The organism is Agromyces molybdatiresistens, from assembly GCF_052748445.2.
On sequence record NZ_CM188258.1, the window covers coordinates 1 to 26,171 of the forward strand.

At 69.5% G+C, this 26,171-nt stretch carries 25 protein-coding genes and 2 tRNA genes; 17 read left to right on the top strand and 10 right to left on the bottom strand.

The annotated features are described in order from the left end of the window. From dnaA to ACULK2_RS00060, 12 genes are all read left to right on the top strand, one after another. Entirely contained in the window at window positions 1-1,506 is a 1,506-nt protein-coding gene (gene dnaA / locus ACULK2_RS00005) for a chromosomal replication initiator protein DnaA (RefSeq protein WP_501044942.1), read from the top strand. Window positions 1,507-2,015: 509 nt separating this feature from the next. Then, window positions 2,016-3,170, top strand: a complete 1,155-nt coding sequence (gene dnaN, locus ACULK2_RS00010; RefSeq protein ID WP_445967775.1) for a DNA polymerase III subunit beta — start codon at window positions 2,016-2,018, stop codon at window positions 3,168-3,170. A gap of 68 nt (window positions 3,171-3,238) precedes the next feature. Beyond that, window positions 3,239-4,522, top strand: a complete 1,284-nt coding sequence (recF, locus tag ACULK2_RS00015; RefSeq protein ID WP_445967774.1) for a DNA replication/repair protein RecF — start codon at window positions 3,239-3,241, stop codon at window positions 4,520-4,522. Continuing rightward, the gene (locus ACULK2_RS00020) at window positions 4,515-4,994 is read left to right on the top strand and encodes a DciA family protein (RefSeq protein ID WP_445967773.1); all 480 of its coding nucleotides are present in this window, start codon (window positions 4,515-4,517) and stop codon (window positions 4,992-4,994) included. Before recF ends, ACULK2_RS00020 begins: the two co-directional genes overlap by 8 nt. A gap of 124 nt (window positions 4,995-5,118) precedes the next feature. After that, complete coding sequence (gene gyrB / locus ACULK2_RS00025) at window positions 5,119-7,134, top strand: DNA topoisomerase (ATP-hydrolyzing) subunit B (protein ID WP_445967772.1); 2,016 nt, start codon at window positions 5,119-5,121, stop codon at window positions 7,132-7,134. Between the two features lie 73 nt (window positions 7,135-7,207). After that, on the top strand, window positions 7,208-9,721 hold the full coding sequence (gyrA, locus tag ACULK2_RS00030; protein ID WP_445968212.1) for a DNA gyrase subunit A: 2,514 nt from the start codon (window positions 7,208-7,210) through the stop codon (window positions 9,719-9,721). 5 nt (window positions 9,722-9,726) lie between these two features. Further along, window positions 9,727-10,131: a DUF3566 domain-containing protein gene (locus tag ACULK2_RS00035; RefSeq protein WP_129233062.1), complete on the top strand. Its 405-nt coding sequence runs from the start codon at window positions 9,727-9,729 to the stop codon at window positions 10,129-10,131. Window positions 10,132-10,196: 65 nt separating this feature from the next. Continuing rightward, window positions 10,197-10,270: transfer RNA gene (locus tag ACULK2_RS00040), tRNA-Ile, on the top strand. Window positions 10,271-10,311: 41 nt separating this feature from the next. Continuing rightward, window positions 10,312-10,384 (top strand) — tRNA-Ala (locus ACULK2_RS00045). A gap of 184 nt (window positions 10,385-10,568) precedes the next feature. Beyond that, entirely contained in the window at window positions 10,569-10,790 is a 222-nt protein-coding gene (locus tag ACULK2_RS00050; RefSeq protein WP_445967771.1) for a hypothetical protein, read from the top strand. Window positions 10,791-10,898: 108 nt separating this feature from the next. Further along, window positions 10,899-11,702: a class I SAM-dependent methyltransferase gene (locus tag ACULK2_RS00055; RefSeq protein ID WP_445967770.1), complete on the top strand. Its 804-nt coding sequence runs from the start codon at window positions 10,899-10,901 to the stop codon at window positions 11,700-11,702. Beyond that, the gene (locus ACULK2_RS00060; protein ID WP_445967769.1) at window positions 11,702-12,145 is read left to right on the top strand and encodes an NUDIX hydrolase; all 444 of its coding nucleotides are present in this window, start codon (window positions 11,702-11,704) and stop codon (window positions 12,143-12,145) included. The genes ACULK2_RS00055 and ACULK2_RS00060 overlap by 1 nt, the downstream gene beginning before the upstream one ends. A gap of 88 nt (window positions 12,146-12,233) precedes the next feature. Here ACULK2_RS00060 and ACULK2_RS00065 read toward each other — a convergent pair whose 3' ends face one another. Both ACULK2_RS00065 and ACULK2_RS00070 read right to left on the bottom strand, forming a co-directional pair. Continuing rightward, window positions 12,234-12,470, bottom strand: coding sequence for a hypothetical protein (locus tag ACULK2_RS00065; RefSeq protein ID WP_445967768.1), 237 nt, complete (start codon window positions 12,468-12,470; stop codon window positions 12,234-12,236). A 552-nt stretch (window positions 12,471-13,022) separates the two neighbouring features. Further along, window positions 13,023-13,667 carry a hypothetical protein gene (locus ACULK2_RS00070; protein ID WP_445967767.1) on the bottom strand — a complete coding sequence of 215 codons (645 nt, stop codon included), beginning with the start codon at window positions 13,665-13,667 and terminating at the stop codon, window positions 13,023-13,025. 15 nt (window positions 13,668-13,682) lie between these two features. Between ACULK2_RS00070 and ACULK2_RS00075 the strand changes: the two genes are divergently transcribed. Both ACULK2_RS00075 and ACULK2_RS00080 read left to right on the top strand, forming a co-directional pair. Beyond that, window positions 13,683-14,222 carry a peptidylprolyl isomerase gene (locus ACULK2_RS00075; RefSeq protein WP_445967766.1) on the top strand — a complete coding sequence of 180 codons (540 nt, stop codon included), beginning with the start codon at window positions 13,683-13,685 and terminating at the stop codon, window positions 14,220-14,222. A 250-nt stretch (window positions 14,223-14,472) separates the two neighbouring features. Further along, the gene (locus tag ACULK2_RS00080; protein WP_445967765.1) at window positions 14,473-15,099 is read left to right on the top strand and encodes a rhomboid family intramembrane serine protease; all 627 of its coding nucleotides are present in this window, start codon (window positions 14,473-14,475) and stop codon (window positions 15,097-15,099) included. 317 nt (window positions 15,100-15,416) lie between these two features. On the opposite strand, the gene ACULK2_RS00085 is transcribed toward ACULK2_RS00080, so the two are convergent. Further along, entirely contained in the window at window positions 15,417-15,656 is a 240-nt protein-coding gene (locus ACULK2_RS00085; protein ID WP_430646827.1) for a cell division protein CrgA, read from the bottom strand. 80 nt (window positions 15,657-15,736) lie between these two features. Here ACULK2_RS00085 and ACULK2_RS00090 point away from each other — a divergent pair, with 80 nt between their 5' ends. Genes ACULK2_RS00090 through ACULK2_RS00100 form a run of 3 tightly spaced genes read left to right on the top strand, consistent with a single transcriptional unit; the run spans window position 15,737 to window position 17,327 of the window. Then, window positions 15,737-16,531: a class E sortase gene (locus ACULK2_RS00090; RefSeq protein ID WP_445967764.1), complete on the top strand. Its 795-nt coding sequence runs from the start codon at window positions 15,737-15,739 to the stop codon at window positions 16,529-16,531. Then, window positions 16,528-16,692, top strand: a complete 165-nt coding sequence (locus tag ACULK2_RS00095; protein WP_445967763.1) for a hypothetical protein — start codon at window positions 16,528-16,530, stop codon at window positions 16,690-16,692. The genes ACULK2_RS00090 and ACULK2_RS00095 overlap by 4 nt, the downstream gene beginning before the upstream one ends. Continuing rightward, window positions 16,689-17,327 carry an anthranilate synthase component II gene (locus ACULK2_RS00100; protein WP_445967762.1) on the top strand — a complete coding sequence of 213 codons (639 nt, stop codon included), beginning with the start codon at window positions 16,689-16,691 and terminating at the stop codon, window positions 17,325-17,327. The genes ACULK2_RS00095 and ACULK2_RS00100 overlap by 4 nt, the downstream gene beginning before the upstream one ends. 10 nt (window positions 17,328-17,337) lie before the next feature. Here ACULK2_RS00100 and pknB read toward each other — a convergent pair whose 3' ends face one another. The 7 genes from pknB to ACULK2_RS00135 form a co-directional block, all read right to left on the bottom strand. Next, window positions 17,338-19,014: a Stk1 family PASTA domain-containing Ser/Thr kinase gene (gene pknB, locus ACULK2_RS00105; protein WP_445968211.1), complete on the bottom strand. Its 1,677-nt coding sequence runs from the start codon at window positions 19,012-19,014 to the stop codon at window positions 17,338-17,340. Between the two features lie 52 nt (window positions 19,015-19,066). After that, window positions 19,067-20,752, bottom strand: coding sequence for a serine/threonine-protein kinase (locus ACULK2_RS00110; RefSeq protein WP_445967761.1), 1,686 nt, complete (start codon window positions 20,750-20,752; stop codon window positions 19,067-19,069). Next, window positions 20,749-22,203 (bottom strand): peptidoglycan D,D-transpeptidase FtsI family protein, encoded by a 1,455-nt coding sequence (locus tag ACULK2_RS00115; RefSeq protein ID WP_445967760.1) that lies wholly within the window; start codon window positions 22,201-22,203, stop codon window positions 20,749-20,751. The genes ACULK2_RS00110 and ACULK2_RS00115 overlap by 4 nt, the downstream gene beginning before the upstream one ends. Next, window positions 22,200-23,531, bottom strand: a complete 1,332-nt coding sequence (locus tag ACULK2_RS00120; protein WP_445968210.1) for an FtsW/RodA/SpoVE family cell cycle protein — start codon at window positions 23,529-23,531, stop codon at window positions 22,200-22,202. The genes ACULK2_RS00115 and ACULK2_RS00120 overlap by 4 nt, the downstream gene beginning before the upstream one ends. Window positions 23,532-23,592: 61 nt before the next feature. Then, window positions 23,593-24,825, bottom strand: a complete 1,233-nt coding sequence (locus tag ACULK2_RS00125; RefSeq protein ID WP_445967759.1) for a PP2C family protein-serine/threonine phosphatase — start codon at window positions 24,823-24,825, stop codon at window positions 23,593-23,595. Window positions 24,826-24,827: 2 nt separating this feature from the next. Then, window positions 24,828-25,364 carry an FHA domain-containing protein FhaB/FipA gene (locus ACULK2_RS00130; RefSeq protein WP_445967758.1) on the bottom strand — a complete coding sequence of 179 codons (537 nt, stop codon included), beginning with the start codon at window positions 25,362-25,364 and terminating at the stop codon, window positions 24,828-24,830. Next, window positions 25,361-26,110, bottom strand: a complete 750-nt coding sequence (locus tag ACULK2_RS00135; RefSeq protein ID WP_445967757.1) for an FHA domain-containing protein — start codon at window positions 26,108-26,110, stop codon at window positions 25,361-25,363. Before ACULK2_RS00135 ends, ACULK2_RS00130 begins: the two co-directional genes overlap by 4 nt. Window positions 26,111-26,171 lie beyond the last annotated feature (61 nt).

Below are 26,171 nucleotides of genomic sequence, written 5' to 3' on the forward strand. Positions count from 1 at the left end.
ATGACGGAACAGCCCATCAGCGAGACGTGGGCGACGGTCCTCGGGAGACTCTCCGACGACGAGGCCATCACGCCGATGCTCCAGGGCTTCCTCAACCTGGTGGAACCGAAGGGCATCGCCGCGGGCACCTTCTACCTCGAGGTGCCGAACGACTTCACCGCGAGCATGCTGAACCAGCGGATGCGGGTGTCCCTGCTCTCGGCCATGAGCGCGATCGACGCGCCCTCGCCGGTCACCTCGTTCTACGTGGTCGTGAACCCCGAACTCGAGGAGCTGCGGCCGGCGGAACCCGTCTCGGGCAACGCGATGGGCCCGGGGTCGTCCGTCGGCGGCACCGGCCCGGCCATGGGCGGCCTCGGCATGTCGGCCGGCGCGATGGGGATGGGCCTCGACACCGCGACCGACGACGTCCCGGTCGGCCCGCAGCCCATCTTCGACAGCGGCAGCGGCAGCGTCGACCGGCCGCGCGACGCGCGGCTGAACCCGAAGTACTCCTTCGACAGCTTCGTCATCGGCCAGTCCAACCGCTTCGCCCACGCGGCGGCGGTCGCGGTCGCCGAGGCGCCGGCCAAGGCCTACAACCCGCTGTTCATCTACGGCGATTCCGGCCTCGGCAAGACGCACCTCCTGCACGCGATCGGCCACTACGCGATGAGCCTCTACCCGGGCATCCGGGTGCGCTACGTGAGCTCCGAGGAGTTCACGAACGACTTCATCAACTCCATCGCGAACAACCGCGGCTCGCTCTTCCAGCAGCGCTACCGCAACATCGACATCCTCCTGATCGACGACATCCAGTTCCTGCAGGGCAAGGCGGAGACGCAGGAGGCGTTCTTCCACACCTTCAACACGCTGCACGACCACAACAAGCAGGTCGTGATCACGAGCGACGTGCCCCCGAAGCACCTCACGGGCTTCGAGGACCGCATGCGCAGCCGCTTCGAGTGGGGCCTCATCACCGACGTCCAGGCGCCCGACCTCGAGACGCGCATCGCGATCCTCCGCAAGAAGGCGCAGAACGAGCACCTCCAGGTGCCCGACGACATCCTCGAGTACATGGCGTCGAAGGTCTCGAGCAACATCCGCGAGCTCGAGGGCACGCTCATCCGCGTGACCGCGTTCGCCAGCCTGAACCGCACGCCGGTCGACATGCCGCTCGTGCAGACGGTCCTGAAGGACCTGATCACCGATGACACGGACAACGTCGTGGCGCCGGTCGACATCATCACGGCGACCGCCGACTACTTCAAGCTCACGGTCGACGACCTGTACGGGTCGAGCCGATCGCAGGCCGTCGCGACCGCACGGCAGATCGCGATGTACCTCTGCCGGGAGCTCACGAGCCTCAGCCTGCCGAAGATCGGCCAGCTGTTCGGCAATCGCGACCACACGACGGTGATGTACGCGAACAAGAAGATCTCGGAGCTCATGAAGGAGCGCCGCTCGATCTACAACCAGGTCACCGAGCTGACGGCTCGCATCAAGCAGACCGCCCGCTACCGCTGAATCCGGGCGACGGATGTCGCGCGCCCGCTCGGCAGCTCGTGGCGTCCGGCGCGCGCACCGTTCCAACCGGGGCTCCGTCGCCGACCGCCCAAGCCGGCGATTCCGGCTTCCTGAGAGCGCGCCGACACGATTCCGCACAGGTGTGGAAAATCTGTGGATTGTTAACGAGCAACCGCGCCACGACTGTTGAGACGCCGACTCGCCCTGTGCACAACTCCGAACGGCGGTCGGCGACGACGGATGCCGCGCGCCCGGGTTTCCACACACCGTGCACAGCCTCGAACCGCCCGCATGCCATTGCTCAGGCGGATCTCCGAACGCCATCCACAGTTTCCACACCGGTTAACACCGTTAAGAGATATCTGGATTAACACACGGCGTTCGGCAACCTGGGATCGGTCGGTCGGGAGCGCCCGTGGGACGTGCACCGGGACGCGCGAAAACACCGCGCCGGAAACGGGCGTCCGGATAGCATGGGAGCCACCCAGCACCTCCACGACGGGAGAACCGTGAAGTTCCAGGTCAATCGCGACGTCTTCAGTGAGGCCGTGTCGTTCGCCGTCAAGCTGCTCCCGCAGCGCACGACCCTCCCGATCCTCTCCGGGGTGCTGATCCAGGCTGAGGGCGACGGCCTCGTCCTCTCCTCCTTCGACTACGAGGTGTCCTCGCGCACCGCGATCCAGGCCGACGTCGAGGAGCCTGGCACCGTCCTCGTGTCCGGTCGTCTGCTCGCCGAGATCGCCGGCCGCCTGCCCAACGCCCCTGTGCGCGTGTCGACCGAGGAGTCGCGCATCTCCGTCACCTGCGGATCGGCCAGCTTCACCCTGCTCTCGATGCCCGTCGAGGAATACCCGTCGATCCCCGAGATCGGCGAGCAGACCGGCGTGGTCCCCGCCGAGGAGTTCGCGTCGGCCGTCGCGCAGGTCGCGGTCGCGGCATCCCGGGACGACGTCACCCCGGTCATCACGGGCGTGCAGCTCGAGGTGCGCGAGACCAACCTGAGCCTCGTGGCGACCGACCGCTACCGGGTCGCGATCCGCGAGATCGACTGGGACGGCGGCGGGGTGGCCGGCGACGGCGACGCGACGACGACCGCGCTCGTGCCGGCGCGCACGCTGCAGGAGGTCGGCAAGACGTTCGGCCATTCGGGCACGATCTCGGTCGCGATCACGAGCCGCGACGACCGTGAGCTGATCGCCTTCTCCGCCGATCGCAAGACGGTCACGAGCCTGCTCATCAAGGGCAACTTCCCCCCCGTGCGCCGGCTGTTCCCCGACACGGTCGAGAACTACGCGGTCATGAACACCGCGGAGCTCATCGAGGCGACCCGCCGGGTGGCGCTCGTGCTCGAGCGCGAGGCCGCGCTGCGGTACTCGTTCTCGGAGGACGGACTCACGCTCGAGGCGATCGGCAGCGAGCAGGCCCAGGCGTCGGAGTCGATCGACGCGATCCTCACGGGCGATCCGACGGTGGTCTCGCTGAAGCCGCAGTTCCTCCTCGACGGACTGCAGGCGGTGCCGAGCGAGTTCGTGCGCATCTCGTTCACGAAGACCGAGAACCCGAACAAGCCGGGTCCCGTGCTGATCACGAGCCAGACCTCGCGCGAGCAGGCGGGCGCGGACAGCTACCGCTACCTGCTGCAGCCGAACCTGCTGCTGCGCTGAGCACCGACCGCGCCGGCGTTGTCGGCGGCGGCGGGTAGCGTGGGGGTTCGCAGGAAGGGAGCCGCACCGTGCACGTCGCGAGGCTCTCGCTCACCGATTTCCGCAACTACCGTTCGGCCGAGCTGTCGTTCGAACCGGGCGCGACGGTCATCGTCGGGCGCAACGGGCAGGGCAAGACCAACCTCGTCGAGGCGATCGGGTACCTCGCCACGCTCGGATCGCACCGCGTGTCGAGCGACCAGGCGCTGATCCGCGCCGGGGCCGATGCTGCGATCGTCCGCGCGGTGCTGTCGGCGGACGGCCGCGAGGTCCTGCTCGAGCTGCAGCTCAACCGGCAGGGGGCCAACCGGGCGCAGGTGAACCGGGGCTCGGCGAAGCCGCGCGACCTGCCGCGATACGCCCACACCGTCCTCTTCGCGCCGGAAGACCTGGCGATCGTGCGGGGCGAGCCGTCGGTGCGGCGCCGCATGCTCGATGGCCTGCTCGTGCAGCGCATGCCGCGTCTCGCCGGCGTCATGGCCGACTACGACCGCGTGCTGAAGCAGCGCAACTCACTCCTGAAGAGCGCCCGCGCCAGAGGGCTCGCCGCCTCCCAGCTGACCACGCTCGACATCTGGGACGAGCGGCTCGTCGCGCTCGGCGCCGAGCTCATCGACCGGCGGAACGACCTGGTGTCCGAGCTCCGCGAACCGGTGGCCGCCGCGTACCGCTCGATCGTCGACGCCGACCACCGCCCCGAGCTGCAGCCCGTGCTCTCGATCGACGGCGCCGATCCCGACGACGAGTCGACGGATGCCGCGCCCGATTCGGGCAGCGACGGCACCGGTGCCGAGGCGGGGCCGGGCACGGCCACCACGGCGGAACGCTTCGCCGCGGCGCTCGCCTCGTTGCGCCGCCGGGAACTCGAGCGCGGTGTCACGCTCGCCGGCCCGCACCGCGACGACGTGCTGCTCCTGCTCAACGGCCTGCCGGCGAAGGGCTACGCGAGTCACGGAGAGTCCTGGTCGTTCGCGCTCGCGCTCCGCCTCGCTTCGGCCGAGCTGCTGCGACGCGACTCGTCGACGGGCGACCCGGTGCTCGTGCTCGACGACGTCTTCGCCGAACTCGACCGCCTCCGCCGCGAGCGGTTGGCCGCCGCCGTCGGCGGCTACGAGCAGGTGCTGATCACGGCCGCGGTGCTGGAGGACGTGCCCGAGCCGCTGTCGCACCGGGTGATCCGCATCGCGGCAGGTGAGGTCGTCGAGGTCCCCGGCTCGTCGCGCGGCGGCGAGCCGGACGCGCCGTCCGGAGACGCGGGCCCCGGCACCGAGGCGTCCGCCGAACCCATGCCGTCGGAGGCATCCGGTGTCTGAGGCCGCGCGCACGTACCAGCACTTCCGCGAGATCTTCGGCGGCGAGCCCCGCATCCGCCCGGGCCGGGCTCGGGTTCGTACGCGCGAGGCCGAGGGCAGCGAGCCGTTCGCGCCCGGGCGCGACCCGAAGTCGCTCGGTTCCGCGATCGACGCGCTCACCGCGCAGCTGGGCTGGACGGGCCCGCTCTCGCAGCAGGACCTGCTCTCCGCATGGCCCGAGATCGCCGGCGAAGACATCGCGCGCCACTCCGAGCCGATCGCCATCGAGGGCGGCGTCCTGCAGGTGCGATGCGAGTCGACGGCCTGGGCGACGCAACTGCGGATGATGCGCGAGGAACTCATCCGGGCGATCCTCGAACGGCACCCTCGCGCCGGCGTCGACACGATCCGTTTCCAGGGGCCGGATGCCCCCACCTGGAAAAAGGGTCCCAGATCGGTTCCAGGGCGCGGTCCACGCGACACCTACGGCTGAGACGGCAAAATCGGTCACTTCGCCTGTCTCGGGCCCGCAGATCGGCGCGGAGCGGCTCGGGGGACCCCTCGGACTTGATAGGATCGAGAGTCGCCAGAACGACGGTTTGGAGCCCGATTCACCCATGACAGCTGAACCGACGAAGGCCCAGGGTGCGCCCGAATACGGCGCCGACGCGATCCAGGTTCTCGAGGGCCTCGAAGCGGTTCGGAAGCGCCCCGGCATGTACATCGGCTCGACGGGGCCCCGCGGACTCCACCACCTCGTGTACGAGATCGTCGACAACTCCGTCGACGAGGCACTCGCCGGCCACGCCGACGACATCGACGTGACGATCCTGCCCGACGGCGGCGTCCGCGTCATCGACAACGGGCGCGGCATCCCGGTCGACGTGCACAAGACCGAGGGGCGATCCACCGTCGAGGTCGTGCTCACCGTGCTGCACGCGGGCGGCAAGTTCGGCGGCGGCGGGTACGCGGTCTCCGGCGGCCTGCACGGCGTCGGTTCCTCGGTCGTCAACGCGCTCTCGAGCCGGCTCGACGTCGAGGTCAAGCGCCAGGGCCACGTCTGGCGGCAGTCGTACCGCGTCGGCGTGCCCGAGGCACCGCTCTCCCGGGACGAGGCGAGCACCGAGACCGGAACCACGATCACGTTCTGGCCGAGCGAGGAGATCTTCGAGACGGTCGAGTTCGACTACGAGACCCTCCGCACCCGCTTCCAGCAGATGGCGTTCCTCAACAAGGGGCTGCGCATCACGCTGACCGACCTGCGCGCCGGGCACGTGGAGATCGACCCGGAGGACACGCCGACCACCGGCGCCATCACCATTCCGGTGCAGCGCACCGACACCTTCCTGTACGAGCGCGGACTCGTCGACTACGTGGAGTACCTCAACCGGTCGAAGAAGGTCGAGCTCGTCAACGACGAGATCATCTCGTTCGAGGCGGAGGACACCGACCGTCACATCGCGCTCGAGGTCGCCATGCAGTGGACCACGGCCTACACGGAGTCGGTGCACACCTATGCGAACACGATCAACACGCATGAGGGCGGCACGCACGAGGAGGGCTTCCGGGCAGCGCTCACGACGCTCGTCAACCGGTACGCGCGCGAGAAGGGCATCCTGAAGGAGAAGGACGACAACCTCTCCGGAGACGACGTGCGCGAAGGCCTCACGGCGGTCATCTCGGTCAAGCTCTCCGAGCCGCAGTTCGAGGGACAGACGAAGACGAAGCTCGGCAACACCGAGGCGAAGTCGTTCGTGCAGCGCGTCGTCGGCGACCAGCTCGGCGACTGGTTCGATCGCAACCCGAACCAGGCTCGCGACATCATCCGCAAGGCGCTGCAGGCGGCGACCGCGCGCCTCGCGGCCAGGAAGGCCCGCGAGGCGACCCGCCGCAAGGGCTTCCTCGAGAGCAGCGGGATGCCCGGCAAGCTCTCGGACTGCACGAGCAAGGACCCGACGGTCTCCGAGATCTTCCTCGTCGAGGGCGACTCGGCCGGCGGGTCGGCCAAGACGGGGCGCAACCCCGAGACGCAGGCCATCCTGCCGCTGCGCGGCAAGATCCTGAACGTCGAGAAGGCGCGCCTCGACCGAGCGCTCGGCAATGCCGAGATCCAGGCGATGATCACCGCGTTCGGCACCGGCATCGGCGAGGACTTCAACCCCGAGAAGGCCAGGTACCACAAGATCGTCCTCATGGCCGACGCCGACGTCGACGGCCAGCACATCACGACGCTGCTGCTCACGCTGCTGTTCCGCTACATGCGGCCGCTCATCGAGATGGGCTACGTCTACCTCGCCCAGCCGCCGCTGTACCGCATCAAGTGGTCGAACGCCGACCACGACTACGTCTACTCCGACCGGGAGCGCGACGCGGTCATCGCCGACGGCCAGGCGGCCGGTCGCCGCCTGCCCAAGGACAACGGCGTGCAGCGCTACAAGGGCCTCGGCGAGATGAACCACCAGGAGCTGTGGGACACGACCATGAATCCCGAGTCGAGGACGCTGCTGCAGGTCACGATGGACGACGCCGCAGCAGCCGACGAGATCTTCTCGACCCTGATGGGCGACGACGTCGAGTCCCGCCGGTCATTCATCCAGAAGAACGCGAAGGACGTGCGTTTCCTTGACATCTGACACGATCGAGCCCGGCGCGGGCGAGGGCTTCGGCATCCACGGTCGGATCGACCAGGTCGACCTGCACCTCGAGATGCAGCGGTCCTACCTCGACTACGCGATGAGCGTGATCATCGGGCGTGCGCTGCCCGACGTGCGCGACGGCCTGAAGCCCGTGCATCGCCGCGTCATCTACACGATGTACGACGGCGGCTACCGCCCCGACCGTGCGTTCTCGAAGTGCACGCGTGTCATCGGCGACGTCATGGGCCAGTTCCACCCGCACGGCGACAGCGCCGTGTACGACTCGCTCGTGCGCCTCGTCCAGCCGTGGTCGATGCGCTACCCGCTCGCGCTCGGGCAGGGCAACTTCGGTTCGCCGGGCAACGACGGCGCGGCCGCGCACCGCTACACCGAGACCAAGATGTCGCCGCTCGCCATGGAGATGGTGCGCGACATCGAGGAAGAGACCGTCGACTTCCAGGACAACTACGACGGCCGCACGCGGGAGCCGACGGTCCTGCCGAGCCGATTCCCGAACCTGCTCGTCAACGGTTCGGTCGGCATCGCGGTCGGCATGGCGACCAACATCCCGCCGCACAACCTGCGCGAGGTCGCCGACGGCGCCCTGTGGGCGCTGGAGAACCCGGATGCCTCGCGCGAGGAACTGCAGGACGCGCTGATCCAGCGCATCAAGGGCCCGGACTTCCCGACGGCCGCGCAGATCCTCGGCGTCAAGGGCATCCACGACGCGTACCGCACCGGTCGAGGCTCGATCACGATGCGCGCCGTCGTGAACGTCGAGGAGATCCAGGGCCGCACCTGCCTCGTCGTCACCGAGCTCCCGTACCAGGTCAACCCCGACAACCTCGCGGTCAAGATCGCCGACCTGGTGAAGGACGGCAAGCTCGCCGGCATCGCCGACATCCGCGACGAGTCGTCGGGTCGCACCGGCCAGCGCCTCGTGATCGTGCTGAAGCGCGACGCGGTCGCCAAGGTCGTGCTGAACAACCTGTACAAGCACACCCAGCTGCAGGACAACTTCGGCGCGAACATGCTCGCGATCGTCGATGGCGTGCCCCGCACGCTCTCGATCGACGGGTTCATCTCGCACTGGGTCGACCACCAGGTCGACGTGATCGTCCGCCGCACCGAGTTCCGCCTGCGTAAGGCCGAGGAACGGATGCACATCCTGCGCGGCTACCTCAAGGCGCTCGACGCGCTCGACGAGGTCATCGCGCTCATCCGCCGCTCGGCGACCGCGGAGGACGCACGCGACGGGCTGATGACGCTCCTCGACATCGACGAGCTCCAGGCCCGTGCCATCCTCGAGCTGCAGCTGCGCCGCCTCGCCGCGCTCGAGCGCCAGAAGATCACGGACGAGGCTGCCGAGCTCGAGCGCCAGATCGCCGACTACCGCGACATCCTCGCGACCCCGTCGCGTCAGCGGACGATCATCGCCGACGAGCTGCGCGAGATCGTCGACAAGTTCGGCGACGAGCGCCGCACGCACATCGTCCCGGGCTTCGACGGCGACATGTCGGTGGAAGACCTGATCCCCGAGGAGGAGATGGTCGTCACGGTCACGCGCGGCGGGTACATCAAGCGCACGCGCAGCGACAACTACCGCTCGCAGCACCGTGGCGGCAAGGGCGTGAAGGGCGCGCAGCTGCGCGCCGACGACGTGGTCGACCACTTCTTCGTCACCACCACCCACCACTGGCTCCTCTTCTTCACGAACATGGGCCGCGTGTACCGGGCGAAGACCTACGAGATCCAGGAGGCCGGCCGCGACGCGAAGGGCCAGCACGTCGCGAACCTCCTCGAACTGCAGCCCGACGAGGAGATCGCCGAGATCCTCGACATCCGCGACTACGGCGTGGCCGACTACCTCGTCCTCGCCACGCGCGACGGACTGGTCAAGAAGACCGAGCTGACGGCCTACGACACCAACCGTTCGCGCGGCGTGATCGCGATCAACCTCCGCGAGGGCGACGAGCTCGTCTCGGCGATGCTGGTCGACGAGCACGACGAGATCCTCCTCGTCTCGCGCAAGGGCATGTCGCTCCGCTTCGAGGCGACGGACGAGGCGCTCCGGCCCATGGGTCGCTCCACCTCCGGCGTGAAGGGCATGAGCTTCCGCTCGGGCGACGAGCTGCTCGCGGCATCCGTCGTGCCCCATTCCAACGGCGACGACGGGGCCGATGCGCCGGCGGATGCCACGGGGCAGAAGCACAGCGCGGCGAACACCTACGTCTTCATCGTGACGGAGGGGGGCTACGCCAAGCGCACCAGGATCGAGGAGTACCGCAAGCAGCAGCGCGGCGGCCTCGGCATCAAGGTGGCCAAGCTGAGCGACGATCGCGGCGACCTGGCGGGCGCGCTGACGGTCGCACGCGAGGACGAGGTCCTCGTGGTTCTTGCCAGCGGCAAGGTGGTACGCTCTGACGTCGCCGAGGTCCCCGCCAAGGGCAGGGACACGATGGGCGTCGTGTTCGCGAAGTTCGTCGCGGACGATCGCATCATCGCGATCGCGAAGAATTCCGAACGCAACCTGGTGGATGAGGCCGCAGAGCCCGAAGCGGCCGAGACCGCGGAAGAGGAGTGACCGTCATGAGCAGCGTCGCTGAGAAGCTGGCCGGCAAGTCGAACCGGAAGCCCCCGGCGAAGCAGGTGCGCCTGCGCCTGGTCTACATCGACTTCTGGTCGGCCGTGAAGCTGTCCTTCCTGGTGGCGGTGTGCCTCTCGGTCGTGAACATCGTGGCGACGTTCCTCGTCTTCACGATCGTCCAGTCGACGGGCCTGTTCGAGAACCTGAACAGCCTGGTGCAGGATGTCGCGGGCGCGGGCACCGACCTCCGCTCGATCCTGTCGGTCGGCAACGTCATGGGCTTCGCCGTCGTGGCGTCGCTGCTGAACCTCGTCGTGACCACCGCGCTGGGTGCGGTCGTGGCGGTGCTGTACAACCTCAGCGTGAAGATCACGGGCGGCATCCTGGTCGGTTTCACGAACAACTGAGGGCGCCGTCGGCTCGATTCGGAGATTCGCACCCCTTCGGGTAGTCTTTCCTTCGGCCGAAATCCGGGGATATAGCTCAGGCGGTTAGAGCGCTTCGCTGATAACGAAGAGGTCCGAGGTTCAAGTCCTCGTATCCCCACTCCGATAACTCCACACCCGGGTGCCCCAGGCATCCGCCCCGGGGCCTTAGCTCAGTTGGTAGAGCGCCTGCTTTGCAAGCAGGATGTCAGGAGTTCGAATCTCCTAGGCTCCACAGTCCGGTTCCCCTCATCGGCCGCCGATCCTCCAGGTCCCTCGACGGCACGCCGATCACCGACCGATCCTGCCGCCTCCGAGTCCGTCCGAGATTTCTCGGGCCGGGTGCATCCGATCCCACTCCGATCCCGGAAGTAAGGGATGTCGGGTGGATGGCACCCGCAGACAGAAGGGGAAGTCCAATGAAGCGCATTCTCGCCACCGGATTCATCGTCGGTCTCGCTGCGGTCGGTCTCGCCGCAGGCCCCGCGAACGCCGCACCCAACGACGCCGCATGCTTCGGCGGCATCCACAAGACCCTCAACACCGAGGGCGCCCTCGGCTTCAACGGGGTCGGCGAGGTCGTCCAGGCTGTCGGCGGGCAGATGAAGAACGAGATCGCTCGCGGCCTCTGCGGCGACTGATCGAGCCTGACGCGTCCTGCACGCGTCGTCGGCGGCTCGGACCACCCGGTTCCGAGCCGCCGACTCATGTCCGGCGCCCAGCCTGCCTCCCTGCGCCAGACTGGGGGAGTGCCTTCCCGTCCCGATCCGGTGATCCACGTGATCGCGTCGCGCCTCCGGGCGGCGGGCAGCGTGTTCGCCGAGGACGAGGCCGCCGTCCTCATCGAGTCGGCGGCGGATGACGCCGAGCTCGAGCAGCTCGTGCGGCGTCGCGTCGCGGGCGAGCCGCTCGAGCCGCTCGTCGGATGGGTGCGGTTCGGCGCACTTCGACTCGCGGTCGGGCCGGGCGTCTTCGTGCCGCGACAGCGGAGCCTCCGGCTGGCGCGGCTCGCCGTCCGGCGCGCCCGTGCGGCGGCCGTGCCGGTCATGCTCGAGCCGTACTGCGGTGTGGCGCCGCTCGCGGCGACGGTCGCGGCGTCCGTCGACCGGGTGGAGGTGCACGCGGCCGACCGGGATCCGGCAGCGATCGCGCTCGCCCGCCGGAACCTGCCCGCGGGAGCGGGCGTGCATCACGCCGACGCGTTCGACGGCCTGCCCCGTGCACTCCGCGGACGCATCACCGTGATCGCCGCCGTGCCGCCGTACGTCCCCGGGACCGAAGTCGGGCTCATGCCCCGAGAGGCGCGAGACCACGAGCCGACCGGGGCGCTCGTGGGCGGCGGGGCCGACGGGCTCGATCACGCTCGCCGCCTGATCCTGGGCGCGGGACCGTGGTTGGTCCCAGGCGGGTCGCTGCTCCTCGAGCTGGGTGCCCGCCAGCTGCCGGTCGCGGCGACCCGTGCCCGCGCCGCAGGGTGGCGCGCCCGCGTCCATCCCCCGAACCAGTCGAGCACGGGCGTGCTCGAGCTCGTCGCGGGGAATACAGTGGCGTGATGGACATCCGCATCGCCGCGTACGGGGTCATCATCCGCGACGGTGAGATCCTGCTGTCCCACTGGAACGAGCACGGGCGGTCGGCGTGGACGCTGCCGGGCGGCGGCATCGAGGGGGCCGAGCATCCCCTCCAGGCGGCCCGGCGCGAGATCCGCGAGGAGACCGGCTACGAGGCCGAGATCGACCGGCTGCTCGGCATCGACACCATGGTCGTGCCCGCCGCGAAGCGGCACCACGGCTCGGCTCCGTTGTACGCGATGCGGGTGGTGTACCGCGCGCACGTCGTCGGCGGGCGGTTGGAGAACGAGGTCGGCGGTTCGAGCGACGAGGCCAAGTGGTTCCCGCTCGACGAGGTCGCGTCGCTGACGCGGGTGAGCCTGCTCGACATCGCGCTGCGCATGAACGCGGAGGAGCCGGCGGACGGCGCGCCGCCGCGCGCCTGAGGGAGGTCGCTCCCGGAGATGGGCGACGGCCCCGCCCGGCGAGCGGACGGGGCCGTCGTGATCGGTCCGGACACGGTGCTCATGGCGATCAGAGCGTCCGGGCCACGAGCGCGAGGGTGCTGAAGTTCTCCTCGCGGAGGCGCGCCGCCTCTCGCTGGAGGCCGACGGTGCGCGCCAGCTCGGCGTGAGCTCGGCGTGCCTCGGCAGCGCGGCTCCATGCCAGGAGCGCGAGTCCGGCGCGGCGCGCAAGGCGCTCCTGCAGGCGCTCGGCCCCGGCCGCGGCCTGTTGCGCGGTCGAACGTGTTGCGGTCAGTGAGGTGTTCACGGTGATTCCTTCATCGGGGTGGTGATGGATGGCGCGCGCGGATGCGACGCGTCGGGAGGTGACGGATGCGGGCTCCCGGGATGTCGTGACGCGGCATCCGTCGCCCCGTGGGCGAGCGTGGCGAAGGCGCACGAGTGGCGGGAGAGGATCGGCGAGCCGAACGTGTCGGATGACGCGGATCAGGTGATCCGGTGCCGAGGGGACTGGCGCCGACCCGCGTTGCGGGCGTGCCTCGTCAGGCGGTGGACCTGCTTCGAGCGGTCAGCGCGGGATCGCGCGAGCTAGCAGGCCGCGAACGGGGCGCCGAGGAAGGCGACCGCCGGTCGAATGGGCGTCTGGATTCGCTGCATCATCATGGGGTCTCGCCTCCTCTCCTGTGCCGTGCCCGACCGTGATCGGTGGGGCCGAGTCACGACCATAGCGTCGTTCGCTCATTACTCGCAAGGGGAAATCCGGAATCGGCCGGAAATCGGTGCCAGCACTGACCCTGCGGGTGCCGGAGACGGCGAGAGCCCCCATCCGCGTCGGATGGGGGCTCGGGAAACCGTGGGGTCAGATGACCGGCGACGGAGCGGCGGCCTCGGAGCCGGTCGCGGTGCCGGGCTCCTCGTCGGCGACCCAGAGCTCGTCGTCGGCGCGGAACGTCTGCCAGACCGCGTAGGCGACGCCGACCGCCGCGACGACGCCGGCGCCGATCGCGAGGTAGGTGCCGACTCCGGGCCCCTGCTTGCGCTTGAGCTCGGCCGCCGCGCTCGGCGAAACGCGCCCGATAGCACGGCGCACCCGCGTGTCGTTGGCGATGTCGCCGATCGACAGCAGCGATCCGAGCGCGCTGCCGAGCGTACGCTCGACCTGGTCGCCGGCACTGCGCGCATAGGTGCGCGCCTGGTCGACGCCCGGACGGACGTAGGTCTGATACCCGGTGCGCACGCGCGGAACGACTTCCTCCTGCGTCAGCAGGTTGATCTGACGGCTCGCCTCACGCGCGACCTTGCTCGCGTGATCAAGCACGTCCTGCTGGGTCCCCCACAGTTCCTCTGCACTGCTGCGCAGTCGCTTGAGTTCCTTCCGGCGCTTGCGTGACAGGCTCATCTCGACCTCCATCGTTGTGCAGCGAACTCCTCCATCCTGCCACCGAACCGGCTGGATGTGGGGTGGGAAGGCCGGGGGTTGCCAGCGCCGTGCCGAATCGTGCATGAGAGAATCGTCGGTATGCCGAATCCCACCGCAGTCGCGACGATCACCACCAACCACGGCGACATCAAGGTCGACCTCTATGGCAACCACGCACCGAAGACGGTGAAGAACTTCGTCGGCCTCGCGACCGGCGAGATCGAGTGGACGCACCCGGGCACGGGCCAGACCACCACCGACCCCCTCTACGACGGGGTCGTGTTCCACCGCATCATCCCCGGCTTCATGATCCAGGGCGGCGACCCGCTCGGCCAGGGCATCGGCGGACCGGGGTACCGATTCGACGACGAGATCCACCCCGAGCTCGACTTCACCGAGCCCTACATCCTCGCGATGGCGAACGCCGGCATCCAGGGCGGCAAGGGTACGAACGGCTCGCAGTTCTTCATCACCGTCGGCCCGACGACCTGGCTGCAGGGCAAGCACACCATCTTCGGCAAGGTGACGGATGCCGCGAGCCGCGCGGTCGTCGACAAGCTGGCGTCGGTGCCCACCGACGGCCGCGACCGTCCGCTCGACGACGTCGTGATCGAGAAGATCACCGTCGAGCAGGCCTGATCCAGATCCCCGACCCCCGGTGAGCGACCCGGCGCCCGAGCGCGCGAACACCTGCTATCGGCATCCCGACCGGCAGAGCTTCGTGCTGTGCCAGCGCTGCGGGCGCACGATCTGCGGGGAATGCCAGACGCCGGCGCCCGTCGGCGTCATCTGCCCCGAATGCATGCGCGAGCAGCGTGCGTCAGCACCGCGGACCAAGCCCGCGGTGCTGACGCGCGCGCGCTCGGCGGCCGGCCGGGGCGCCCCAGTGGTGACGTATTCCATCATCGGCATCACGCTCGCGGTGTACGTGCTGCAGCTTATCCCGGGGCTCGGCGTCACCAACTGGCTGTACTTCACGCCGCTCGCCGTGAGTGAGGTGGCGTTCCAGCCCTGGCGCCTCTTCACGACCGTGCTCGTGCATTCGACCGAGCTGATCTTCCACGTCGCACTGAACATGTACACGCTGTGGATCTTCGGACAGCTGCTCGAGAACGTGCTCGGCCGATGGCGTTTCCTCGCGCTCTACCTCATCTCCGGGCTCGCCGGATCGGTCGGCGTCATCTGGCTGTCCGATCCGAACACGAGCGTCGTCGGCGCCTCAGGTGCGATCTTCGGCCTCATGGGCGCGTTCCTCGTGATCCAGCGCAGGCTCGGCGGCAACGCCACGCAGCTCCTGATCCTCGTCGGGATCAACCTCGTCATCGGATTCGTGCCCGGGTTCAACATCGCCTGGCAGGCGCATCTCGGCGGCCTCATCGGTGGCGCCATCGTCGGGCTCATCTTCGTCGAGACGCGCAAGCGCGATCAGCAGCGCCTGCAGTGGCTGCTGCTCGCGGGTCTGGTGGTCGTCCTCATCGTCCTGAGCCTGCGGTACTTCTACCTGCCGCTCCTCTGACGCGCCGCTGTTCCCTCCGCACGCGGACGAGCCGGTCGCGCGGGCGCTTCCGCGCGCATTCGCGCCGGCTCCGACACCGCCAAACCCGGTGATTGTGAGCGGTACGGCGGACTTATCCACAACGCTGTCCACAGTTGGGGAGAGTTACACGGGTGTGATTCAGAACGATGTCCGCAATTCCGGGCGTTCCGCCTCTCCACAGGGTGTGGAGTATGTGGAGAAACCTGTGGAAGGTGTGGATAACACTGTGCAGAGATGAGCAAAGCGGGGCGGATGCCGCAGCATCCGCCCCGCTTCGAGGTGGTTTCGGGCCGGCGTCAGCGCCAGCGCGTGGTCATGAGGAAGCCGATGAAGGCGATGCCGAAGCCGACGAGGATGTTCCACGAGCCGAGCGCCGCGACGGGGAGGGCGCCCTGGCTCACGTAGAAGAGGATGATCCAGACCAGCCCGAGCAGCATGAAGCCGAACATCACGGGCTTGAACCAGACGGGGTTCGGCGCGTCCTCGCCGCTCGGCTGCTCCGCGCGCGCGGGCTTCGAAGAATCAGTGCGTGCCATGCCCGAGATTCTACTGCACCCGGTTCTGCGCGGGATCCGCGGATCCGACCGGGCCACGGCTGCCGAATAGACTCGCCGTCATGCGCGATGCACCCACGCCGCGGCCGCCGCAGCGCCGGCGCGTGAGCGTCGTCGGCGTCATCGGCGAACTGCTGCTCACCGCCGGGGTGCTGGTCCTGCTCTTCCTCGGGTGGCAGCTCTGGTGGAACGACGCGATCACCGGCGCGCAGCAGTCCGCCGCGGCATCCGATCTCTCGACCGGATGGCGGGAGCAGGCCGGGGCCCCGAGCGAGGCCTCGGGCGTCGCGACCGACGAGGCCTCGTCCGACGCGATCCCGGCCGACGAGATCGAGCCGCCGGTCGACGCGACCGAGCACGCGTACGGCGACGCCTTCGCCGTGATGTACGTGCCGAGGTTCGGCGACGACTCGCAGCGCACCATCGCCGAGGGCACCGGCCTCGACGTGCTGAACGACGCCGACACCGGGGTCGGGCACTACGAGGGCACGCAGATGCCCGGCGAGATCGGCAACTTCGCCATCGCCGCGCACCGCAGTGCCTACGGCGGCGGGATGCACGAGATCGACCGGCTCCGGCTCGGCGACGGCATCTTCATCCAGACCGCGGACGGGTGGTACACCTACCGGTTCCGCGACCTTGAGTACGTCGCGCCCGACGCCGTCGGCGTGCTCGCGCCGGTGCCGCACCACCCCGAGCTCGCCGCCACCGATCGGCTCATCACGTTGACCACCTGCAACCCGCTGTACTCGACCGCCGAGCGCATCATCGCCTACGGCGTGCTCGAGTCGTGGCGTCCGGCCTCCGAGGGACCGCCCGACGAGATCGCCGCCGACGTCGCGGCATGGGGGCGATGAGCGTGTACCCGGCTCTGTGGCGTATCCTTCCGGGACCGGTCTGGTTCCGCGTCATCCTCGTGCTGGCGATCCTCGCCGGAGTGATCTTCGTCCTGTTCGCCTGGGTCTTCCCGTGGGTGGACGGGATCGTCAACCCAATCGACGTCACGGTGGAGCAATGACCCGGATCCTCGTCATCGACAACTACGACAGCTTCGTGTACACGCTGAACGGCTACCTGCAGGAGCTCGGCGCGGAGACCGAGGTCGTCCGGAACGACGACATCCCGGCCGACGAGGTCGCCGACCGCATCGCCGAGTACGACGCGGTCCTCATCTCGCCCGGCCCGGGCAAGCCCGCCGACGCGGGCGTCTCGATCCCCGTCGTCGAGGCGGCGCTCGCTTCGGGCCAGCCGATCCTCGGCGTGTGCCTCGGCCACCAGGCGATCGCCGAGGCGTTCGGCGCCATCGTGACGAACGCCGAGGAGCTGATGCACGGCAAGACCTCGAAGGTCGTGCACGACGACAGCCCGTTCTACGACGGCGTGCCGCAGCACTTCACCGCGACCCGCTACCACTCGCTCGCCGTCGTCGACGGCACGGTGCCCGACGAGCTCGTCGTCACGAGCCGCACCGAGGGCGGCGTCATCATGGGTCTCCGCCACGCGACCGCGCCGATCCTGGGCGTGCAGTTCCACCCGGAGTCGGTGCTCACCGAGGGCGGCTATCGGATGCTCGGCAACTGGCTCGCCCTCGCGGGGCTGCCGGAGGCGCGCGAGCGATCGCGGTCGCTGCACCCGCTGGTGCGCGCGACCTGACGGGCCGGGTTCAGCCGGCGCAGTAGACGAGTTCGACCTCGGACTTCTGCGGGACGTCTCCCGGAGCCGGCGACTGCCGGACGATCGGCGACCCGGGCTGCGACGGGCAACTGCCGTCGGGCACGGGCTTCGGCGAGAGCTGCAACGTCGACGTGCCGAGGTACGAGGACGCCGCCTGCAGGGACTGGCCGGTGAGGTCGGGCAGCGTCACGTTGCCGGACGAGATCGTGAAGTTCACGGTGCTGCCCTGGTCCACCGACGAACCGCCCTCGGGATCGGTCGACATGATGACGCCGGCCGCGACCGTCGGCGAGTTCGCTCTCGTCTCGCTCCCCGGCGTGAGCCCGGCATCGGTGATCGTGGACTTCGCCTGGCCGAGCTGCATGTTGACGACATCGGGGACCGAGACCGCCTCGCGGCCCGTCGAGACGAACACGCTGATCGGCGTGCCCGTGTCGACGATCTCGCCCGCCGCCGGCTCGGTTTCGATGACCTCGCCCGCGGGAACCGTGTCGCTCACGCGATCCATCCGCGTGGGCGGCAGCGTGAGCGCCTGCAACTCGTTGGCCGCCTCCTCCCACGTCGAGCCGGTCAGGACCGGGACCTCGCGGGCGTTGGAGGGGATGGTGTCGGCGGGCTGGAGGTTGAACGCCCAGTACATGACGGCGACGACGATGACGACGACCGCGATGATGCCCGACCAGATCCAGATCGCCGGCGGACGCCGCTGGGTGCGCGTCATGGTGTCGTCCTCCGTGAGCTGCCGCAGGGCGAGCTCGGAGGTCGACAGCGAGCCGGTCGGCGTGCCGAAGAACAGCGCCGTCTCGTCGGTCTTCTTCTGGACGGGGACCCGACCGGATGCCGCGGCCTCGACGTCGGCGCGGAACTCCGCCGCCGTCTGGTACCGCGTCGTGCGATCCTTCGCGAGGGCGTGCATGACGACCGCGTCGAGCGCCGGCGACACCTTGGGGTTGATGACGCTCGGCTTGACCGGCCGCTCGCTCACGTGCTGGTACGCCACGGCGACCGGGGTGTCGCCGCGGAACGGCGGACGGCCCGTGAGCAGTTCGAACAGCACGACGCCGGTGCTGTACAGGTCGGTCCGTGCGTCGACCGTCTCGCCCTTCGCCTGCTCGGGCGAGAAGTACGAGGCCGTGCCGAGGATCGCCGTCGTCTGGGCCACCGTCGTCGCCGAGTCGGACACGGCCCGCGCGATGCCGAAGTCCATGACCTTGACCTGGCCGCCGGTGGTGATCATGATGTTGCCCGGCTTGATGTCGCGGTGCACGACGCCCGCACGGTGCGAGTACTCGAGGGCGGTCAGCACCCCGTCGATGACGCGCGCCGCCGCCGCCGGGTCGAGCGGCCCGTCGTGGATGATGTCCTTCAGGAGCCTCCCCTCGACGTATTCCATGACGATGAAGGGCAGCTGCACCTCGTGCCCCGACCCGTCGAGCACCGTCTCCTCGCCGGCGTCGAAGACGCGGACGATCGTCGGATGCGCCATCCGGGCCGCCGACTGCGCCTCCTGGCGGAACCGCATCCGGAATGCGGGATCGGTCGCGAGCTGCGGCTTCAGCAGCTTGATCGCGACCTGACGACCCAACCGGGAGTCGGTGCCCACGTGAACGTCCGACATGCCGCCGCGCCCGATGAGCGCACCCACGCGGTACCGACCCGCGAGCATGCGTTCGTCGTCGTTCACGGTGTCTCCGTTCGTGTAGGGCTCGTTCCGAAGGCTACGGGGCGACCGTCACCGGCGCCGCGGGCGAGAAGGCCGAGTCGAGCTGGCCGCAGAAGTACCGGTAGGTGACCTCGAACGACTGCGATCCGGCCTGCACGTTGACGCTCGTGGTGCCGGCACCCACCGGGCTCGGCGCGGTCGCGTCGTTGGTGACGGCGACCTCGTACCCGCTCAACTGCTGGCCCGACGGGCACGTCGCCGCGGGCCAGCTCACCTGGACGATGCCGCCGGACTCGATCTCCGTCGGGTTCACCGTGGGCGCGTTCGCGGGTGCGCTCGGCGTCTCTGGAGCGCCGAGGTAGGTCACCGTGATCGTCGAGCCGATCGGGACGGGGCCGCTCGGGTTCACGTCGGAGACCGTGTTCGCCTGATCGGGCGTCGTCGCGGGCGCACCCTCCTGGGTGCTCACGACGAAGCCGAGGCTCTCGAGCTCGCCACGGACCTCGTCGACGTTCCGGCCGATGTACGCGGCGCGGTCGACCTGCTCCGTGGTCGGCGCCTCTGTGGTCGGCTCGGCCGGGGGAGTGCTCGATGTGCTCGGTGGCGACGTGGTGGACGTCGACGGCGGGGCCGACGTCGACGTGGACCCGGGTTCACGGTTGCCGCTGTTCAGCGCGAGCGCGATGAGGGTGCCGATCAGCACGAGCGCGAGCAGGATGATGAGGACGATGAGCGGCCACGTCCACGGGCTGCGCTTGCGCTCGGCGGGCTGTTCCTCCTCGCCGTCGGGAAGCGGCGCGCCCGCGGGCAGCACCGTCGTCGCGGCGGTGTTCGCCCCCGCCTGCGGCATGAGCATGGTGGCCGCGGTCGCGCCCGCCGCCGCGCCGAGCACTGCCGGCACGGCGGCAGCTGCCGCCTGCACGTCGCCGCGTCGCAGCGCCGTCGCCGCGCGGGCGAGGTGCGCCGCCGTCTGCGGTCGGTCGGCGGGGTTCTTCGCGATGCACGAGTAGACGAGGTTCCGAACGGGCTCGGAGACGGTCACGGGGAGGTCGGGCGGCGTCTCGTTGATCTGCGCCATCGCGATGGCGACCTGCGACTCGCCCGTGAACGGACGACGGCCGGCGAGGCACTCGTAGGCGACGATGCCGAGCGAGTAGATGTCGGTCGTGGGCGATGCCGGGTGACCGGAGGCCTGCTCGGGCGAGAGGTACTGCACGGTGCCCATGACCTGCCCGGTCGCGGTGAGCGGGACCTGGTCGGCGATGCGGGCGATGCCGAAGTCGGTGATCTTGACGCGACCGTCGGGCGTGATGAGCAGGTTCCCGGGCTTGATGTCGCGGTGCACGAGACCGGCCGCGTGCGCGGCCTGCAGCGCCGCAGCGGTCTGCGCGACGATGTCGAGCACCTTGTCGGTCGAGAGCACGTGCTCCCGCTCGAGGATCGTGGAGAGCGCTTCGCCGGGGACGAGCTCCATGACGAGGTAGGCGCTGCCCTCCTCCTCGCCGTAGTCGAAGACGTTGGCGATGCCCTCGTGGTTCACGAGCGCGGCATGACGTGCCTCGGCGCGGAAGCGCTCGAGGAAGCCCGGGTCGCCCAGGTACTCGTCCTTGAGGATCTTCAGCGCCACCTGGCGGCCGATGACCAGGTCGGTGGCCTGCCACACCTCGCCCATGCCGCCGATGGCGATCCGGGACTGCAGCTCGTACCGTCCACCGAAGGTGAGCCCAGCACTCGGTCTCATTTGTTCAGCACCGCCTCTAGTACCTGTTTCGCCAATGGCGCGGCAATCAGATTGCCGAACCCCTCCTGACCAAGCCCTCCGCCGTCTTCCACGAGCACCGTGATCGCATACTGAGGGTCGTCGGCGGGGGCAAAACCTGTGAACCACAAGGTGTAGGGATCGTCCTCGCCGTTCTCTGCTGTACCCGTCTTACCGGCCACGCTGACGCCGTCTATTCTTGCATTACTCGCGGCGCCGTTCTCGACGCCGTTGACCATCATCTCGGTCATCGTCCGGGCTGTCGTCTCGCTGATCGCACGGCCGAACTCGACGCCCTCGAACTCCTCGATCGGCCGGAAGTCCGGCGCCGTGATCGACTCGACGAGGTCGGGGTTCATCACGATGCCGCCGTTCGCGATCGCCGCGGAGACCATGGCCATCTGCATCGGGGTCGCGCGCACGTCGCCCTGCCCGAAACCGGTGAGCGCCGTCTGCGGCTCGTCGGGGTTCGCAGGATACGTGCTCATCTCGGTCGGATTCGGGATCGTGAAGTCGGAGTTGAACCCGAACTTCTCGGCCTGGGCGCGGATCGCGTCGTCGCCGAGCTCGAGCGCGAGCTCCGCGAACGGGATGTTGCACGAGAGCCGGAGCGCGGTCGCCAGCGTGACCTCGGAACCGCTGCCGCACGTTCCGCCGCTCGAGTTGCGGACGACCGAGCTCGTGCCGGGCAGCGTGAACTCCGCGGGATTCGGGAAGGTGCTGTCGGGCGTGTACTGGCCCGACTCGAGGGCCGCGGCCGTCATCACGAGCTTGAAGACCGAGCCGGGCGGGTTCATGTCGCCGCCGGTCGCCCGATTGAAGAGCGGGTCGCCCGGGTCCTCGAGAAGCCCCTGGTACGTCTGCTCGACCTCCTCGCCGTTGTGCACGGCGAGGGTGTTCGGATCGTAGGTGGGCTTGGTGACCATCGCGACGATGCGGCCGCTGGCGGGTCGGGTCACGATGATCGCCCCCGTGTAGTCGCCGAGCGCATCCCATGCTGCCTGCTGGGCGACCGGGTCGATCGTGACCTCGACGGACGCACCCATCGGGTCCTGGCCGGAGACGAGCCGGTTCAGCGAATCGAAGAACTGGGACTCCGACGTGCCGCTGAGCTCGGCGTTCAGCGAACCCTCGAGCCCGGTCGCCTCGCCGTTGACCGGGATGAATCCCGTGACGGGGGCGTACAGCGGCCCGTTCGCGTAGATGCGCTGGAACTTGTAGTCGTCGTCGGACGGCTCCGAGAACGCGATCGGCTCACCGCCCACGAGGATCGGCCCGCGCTCGACCGAGTAGCTCTGGTAGAGCGTGCGCGCGTTGCGCGGGTCGGCCGCGAGGGCGTCGGCCTGCACGTACTGGATCACCGTCGAGGCGACGAAGAGCGTGAGGAACATGAGGAGGGAGACGATCGTCACCCGTTTGAGTTCGCGATTCATCCGTCGATCACCAGCCTCGGGTGGTTGCGGACCGTGTCGGACAGCCGGAGCAGCAGCGCGACGATGATCCAGTTCGCCACGAGCGAGGAGCCGCCGGCCGCCAGGAAGGGCGTGGTCAGTCCCGTCAGGGGGATGACGCGGGTCACGCCGCCCACGACGATGAACACCTGCAGCGCGACGACGAACGCGAGTCCGACGCCGAGGAGCTTGCCGAAGTCGTCCTGGCCTGCGAAGCCGATGCGGAACCCTCGGGCGACGAAGAGCACGTACAGCGCGAGGATCGCGAAGAGCCCGGCGAGCCCGAGCTCCTCGCCGAGGCTCGCGATGATGTAGTCCGACTGCGGCACGGGCGTGAGGTCGGGGCGGCCCTGGCCGAGGCCGGTTCCGATGAGCCCGCCGTTGGCGAGCCCGAAGAGGCCCTGCACGAGCTGGAACGAGCCGCCCTGCGCCTCGTAGACCGCGGGGTCGAACGCGTTGAGCCAGTTCTGGAAGCGGCCGTTGACGTAGTCGAGCGTCTGGCTGGCGATGATCGCGCCGGCGAAGAACAGGCTGAGTCCGAGCACGACCCACGAGAGCCGGCTCGTGGCGACGTAGAGCATGACGAGGAAGAGCCCGAAGTAGAGCAGTGCCGTACCCAGGTCGCGCTGGAACACGATGACCGCCATCGACAGCGCCCAGACGACCAGGAGCGGTCCGAGGTCGCGGCCGCGCGGGAATCGCATGCCGAGGAAGGTGCGCCCGACCATCGACAGCGAGTCGCGGTTGCGCACGAGGTATCCCGCGAAGAACACGGCGAGGGCGATCTTCGCGATCTCGCCCGGCTGGAACGTCACGAGATCGCCGATGCCGATCCACACCCGGGCGCCGCCGCGGGTCTGCCCCAGCCCGGGGACGAGCGGGAGCAGCAGGAGGACGATGGCGATGAGCCCCGACAGGTAGGTGTACCGGAACAGCGTGCGGTGGTTGCGGATGAGCAGGATCGTCGCGAGCGCCGCGGCGATGGCGATCACGCTCCACACGATCTGGCGGACCGCGGCGCTGTCCCAGCCCGCGTCGCCGTAGGCGATGTCTATGCGGTAGATCATCGCGATGCCGAGGCCGTTGAGGACGGTCGCCACCGGCAGGAGGAACGGGTCGGCGTCCCGCGCGACGAACCGCATCGCGATGTGGAGCCCGAACACGAGCACGGACAGCCCGGCGCCGAGCAGCACCAGCTGCGTGTCGACCCGGCCGAGCGCCCCGAGCTGCACGAGCACGATGGCGCCGGCGTTGATGATGCACGCGACGATGAGCAGGCCGAGTTCGAGGTTGCGCAGCCGCTGCGGCATGCGGATGCGGCGGACGCTCCCCGTGGCGGGGGCGCGTTCGGGTGCGCGGGCCGCGCCTCGGTCACTCAACGGACTCCTCCAATCGGTCCACGATGCGCATGGCCTCCTCGAGGGTCCCCGCGGTGATCGTCTGCTCCACGCGCTGCTGGTCGTAGACCTTCAGGTCGGCGATGTCGACCGCCGTCTCGGAGTGCAGGCGATGCAGCGAGATCGGCCCGAGGTCCTGCTGGATGCCCTGGTAGACCGCGACGCGGCCGTTGTACTCGCCCACGTAGTAGCGCGTCTGCGTCCACTGGTAGCCGAGCGCCGCCACGGTGACGATCGCGCCGACGAGCAGCGCGATCCAGACGCCCCACATGATGCGCCGTCGCCGCCGCCGCCGCTCGTCCTCCTCGATCAGCTCGTCGAAGAACTCCTCGGAGTCGGGCTCGAAGTGCGTCTCCTGCACGGGGTGCGGCCGGAACGGCGTGAGCCGGATGCCGGGGCGTCGCGCCGGCTCCGCGGCGACGCCGAACGCGAGCGGTGCGGCGGCCGAGCCGACGATGAGCGGCGGCGTCTCGGGCGCCGGCGGGTCGCCGATGTCGACGACCACGACCGTGACGTTGTCGGGGGCGCCGCCGTCCAGCGAGGCCTTGACGAGGCGGTCGGCGACCTGCTTGGCACCGGCATCCGCCGAGAGCATCTCGTGGATGTCGTCGAACGAGACGACGCCCGACAGCCCGTCGGAGCAGAGCATCCACCGGTCGCCCGGGTGGGTGTCGATGACCATCGTGTCGATCTCTGGGGACGCCTCGACGTCGCCGAGCACGCGCATGAGCACCGAGCGACGGGGGTGCACCATGGCCTCCTCGGCCGTGATGCGACCCGCGTCGACGAGACGCTGGACGAACGTGTGGTCGATCGAGACCTGGCTCAGCTCGCCGGAGCGGAAGAGGTAGACGCGCGAGTCGCCGATGTGCGCGATGACGACGCGGTCCTGCTGCACGAGCATCGCGCTCGTCGTCGTGCCCATGCCCGTGAGCTCGGAGTGCTCGGCGACCGTCTCCTCGAGGTTCCGGTTCGCCGACAGCAGCGCGTCCTCGAGCGCGGCGGCCGCATCCGCCGACGACTCGTAGTCGGCGTCGGCCTCGGCGATCCGACGCGTCGCGATGGCGCTCGCGACGTCGCCGCCGGCGTGCCCGCCCATGCCGTCGGCGACGAGGAAGAGCCGACGGCCGGCGTAGCCGGAGTCCTGGTTGCTCGCGCGGACCCGGCCGACGTGCGAGACCGCCGCGCTCGCCTTGACGCTGGCCATGGCTACCGCCGCAGCTCGAACGTCGTCGCTCCGACCTTGACGGTGGCTCCGAGCGGGATGGGCGTGGGCACGGTGACTCGGGAGCCGTTGAGGAACGTGCCGTTCGTGGAGTCGAGGTCCTGGATCATCCAGCGGCCGTTCCACAGCATCAGGCGGGCGTGATGCGTCGACGTGTAGTCGTCGCGGATGATGATCGCCGAGTCGCTCGAGCGGCCGATCGTGATCTCGTCGCGGCCGAGCGGGAACTCGACCCCCGACTTCGCGCCGGACGTGATGACCAGGCGGGACGCGTTCTCCGTGGTGGCGTCGCCGCCGCCGGCGGCGGGGGAGGGCGCCGGCTTCGAGACCGCGGCGGTCGGCGCGGTGGCGCTCGCGGCGGGTGCGGGGGCGGATGCCGCTGCGCCCGCGGCATCCGGTTGCAGCTTGCGCACGCGCTGGCCGAACAGGTCGCTGCGCAGTGCGTAGACGATGGCGAACACGAACACCCACAACAGCAGCAGGAAGCCGAGCTGGAGGACGAGCAGCGTCAGTTCACTCATCGCTCCGGCCCCCAGAATCCGCCGCCGTCGCGACGTTCCGAAGCCGGGTCGGCGCGGCGGGCGGCCGCGGTGTCGGTGGGGTCGGCTTGGGCGAGCACCCGGAACACGATACGCGAGCGGCCGATCGTGATGACGGAGTCGGGCTCGAGCACCGATTCCTTCACGGGCCTTCCGTCGAGCTGGGTGCCGTTCGTCGAGCCGAGGTCGCGGACGCGGGCGCGCTGGCCGTCCCACTGCACCTCGGCGTGCCGGCGCGACGCGCCGGAGTCGTCGAGCGTGAGGTCGGCCTCGCTGCCGCGGCCGATGACCGTGCGGCCCTTGAGGATCGGGTGCCGCTTGCCATCGACGTCGAGCACCGGGGTCCACGCCACGCGGCCCTTCACGTTCTGCGACTCGACCTGCACCATGCCCTCGGACAGGCCCGGGTCGGGGTGCAACGCGATGGAGATGCCGCCCGCGAACTGGAACCGCTGCGTCGCCGCGTGCTTCTGGACGAGGTCGGTGAGCTCGTCGATGAGCGCGGGGCCGAGCGTTTCCATGCGCTGGTGGTCGGCGGGCGACATCCGGACGACGAAGCGGTTCGGTACGAGCACGCGATCCCGGGAGACGACGGCGGCCTTCGTGTCGATCTCGCGTTTCAGCGCGGCGGTGATCTCCACGGGCTGCAGCCCCGAGCGGAAGGTCTTGGCGAACGCGCCGTTGACCGCGCGCTCGAGACCCTTCTCGAAGTTGTCCAGTAGGCCCACAGGTCTCCCGTCCGGTGCGTTTTCGACTCACATGCTAACCGCAGCCCGTGCGAACCCGCCG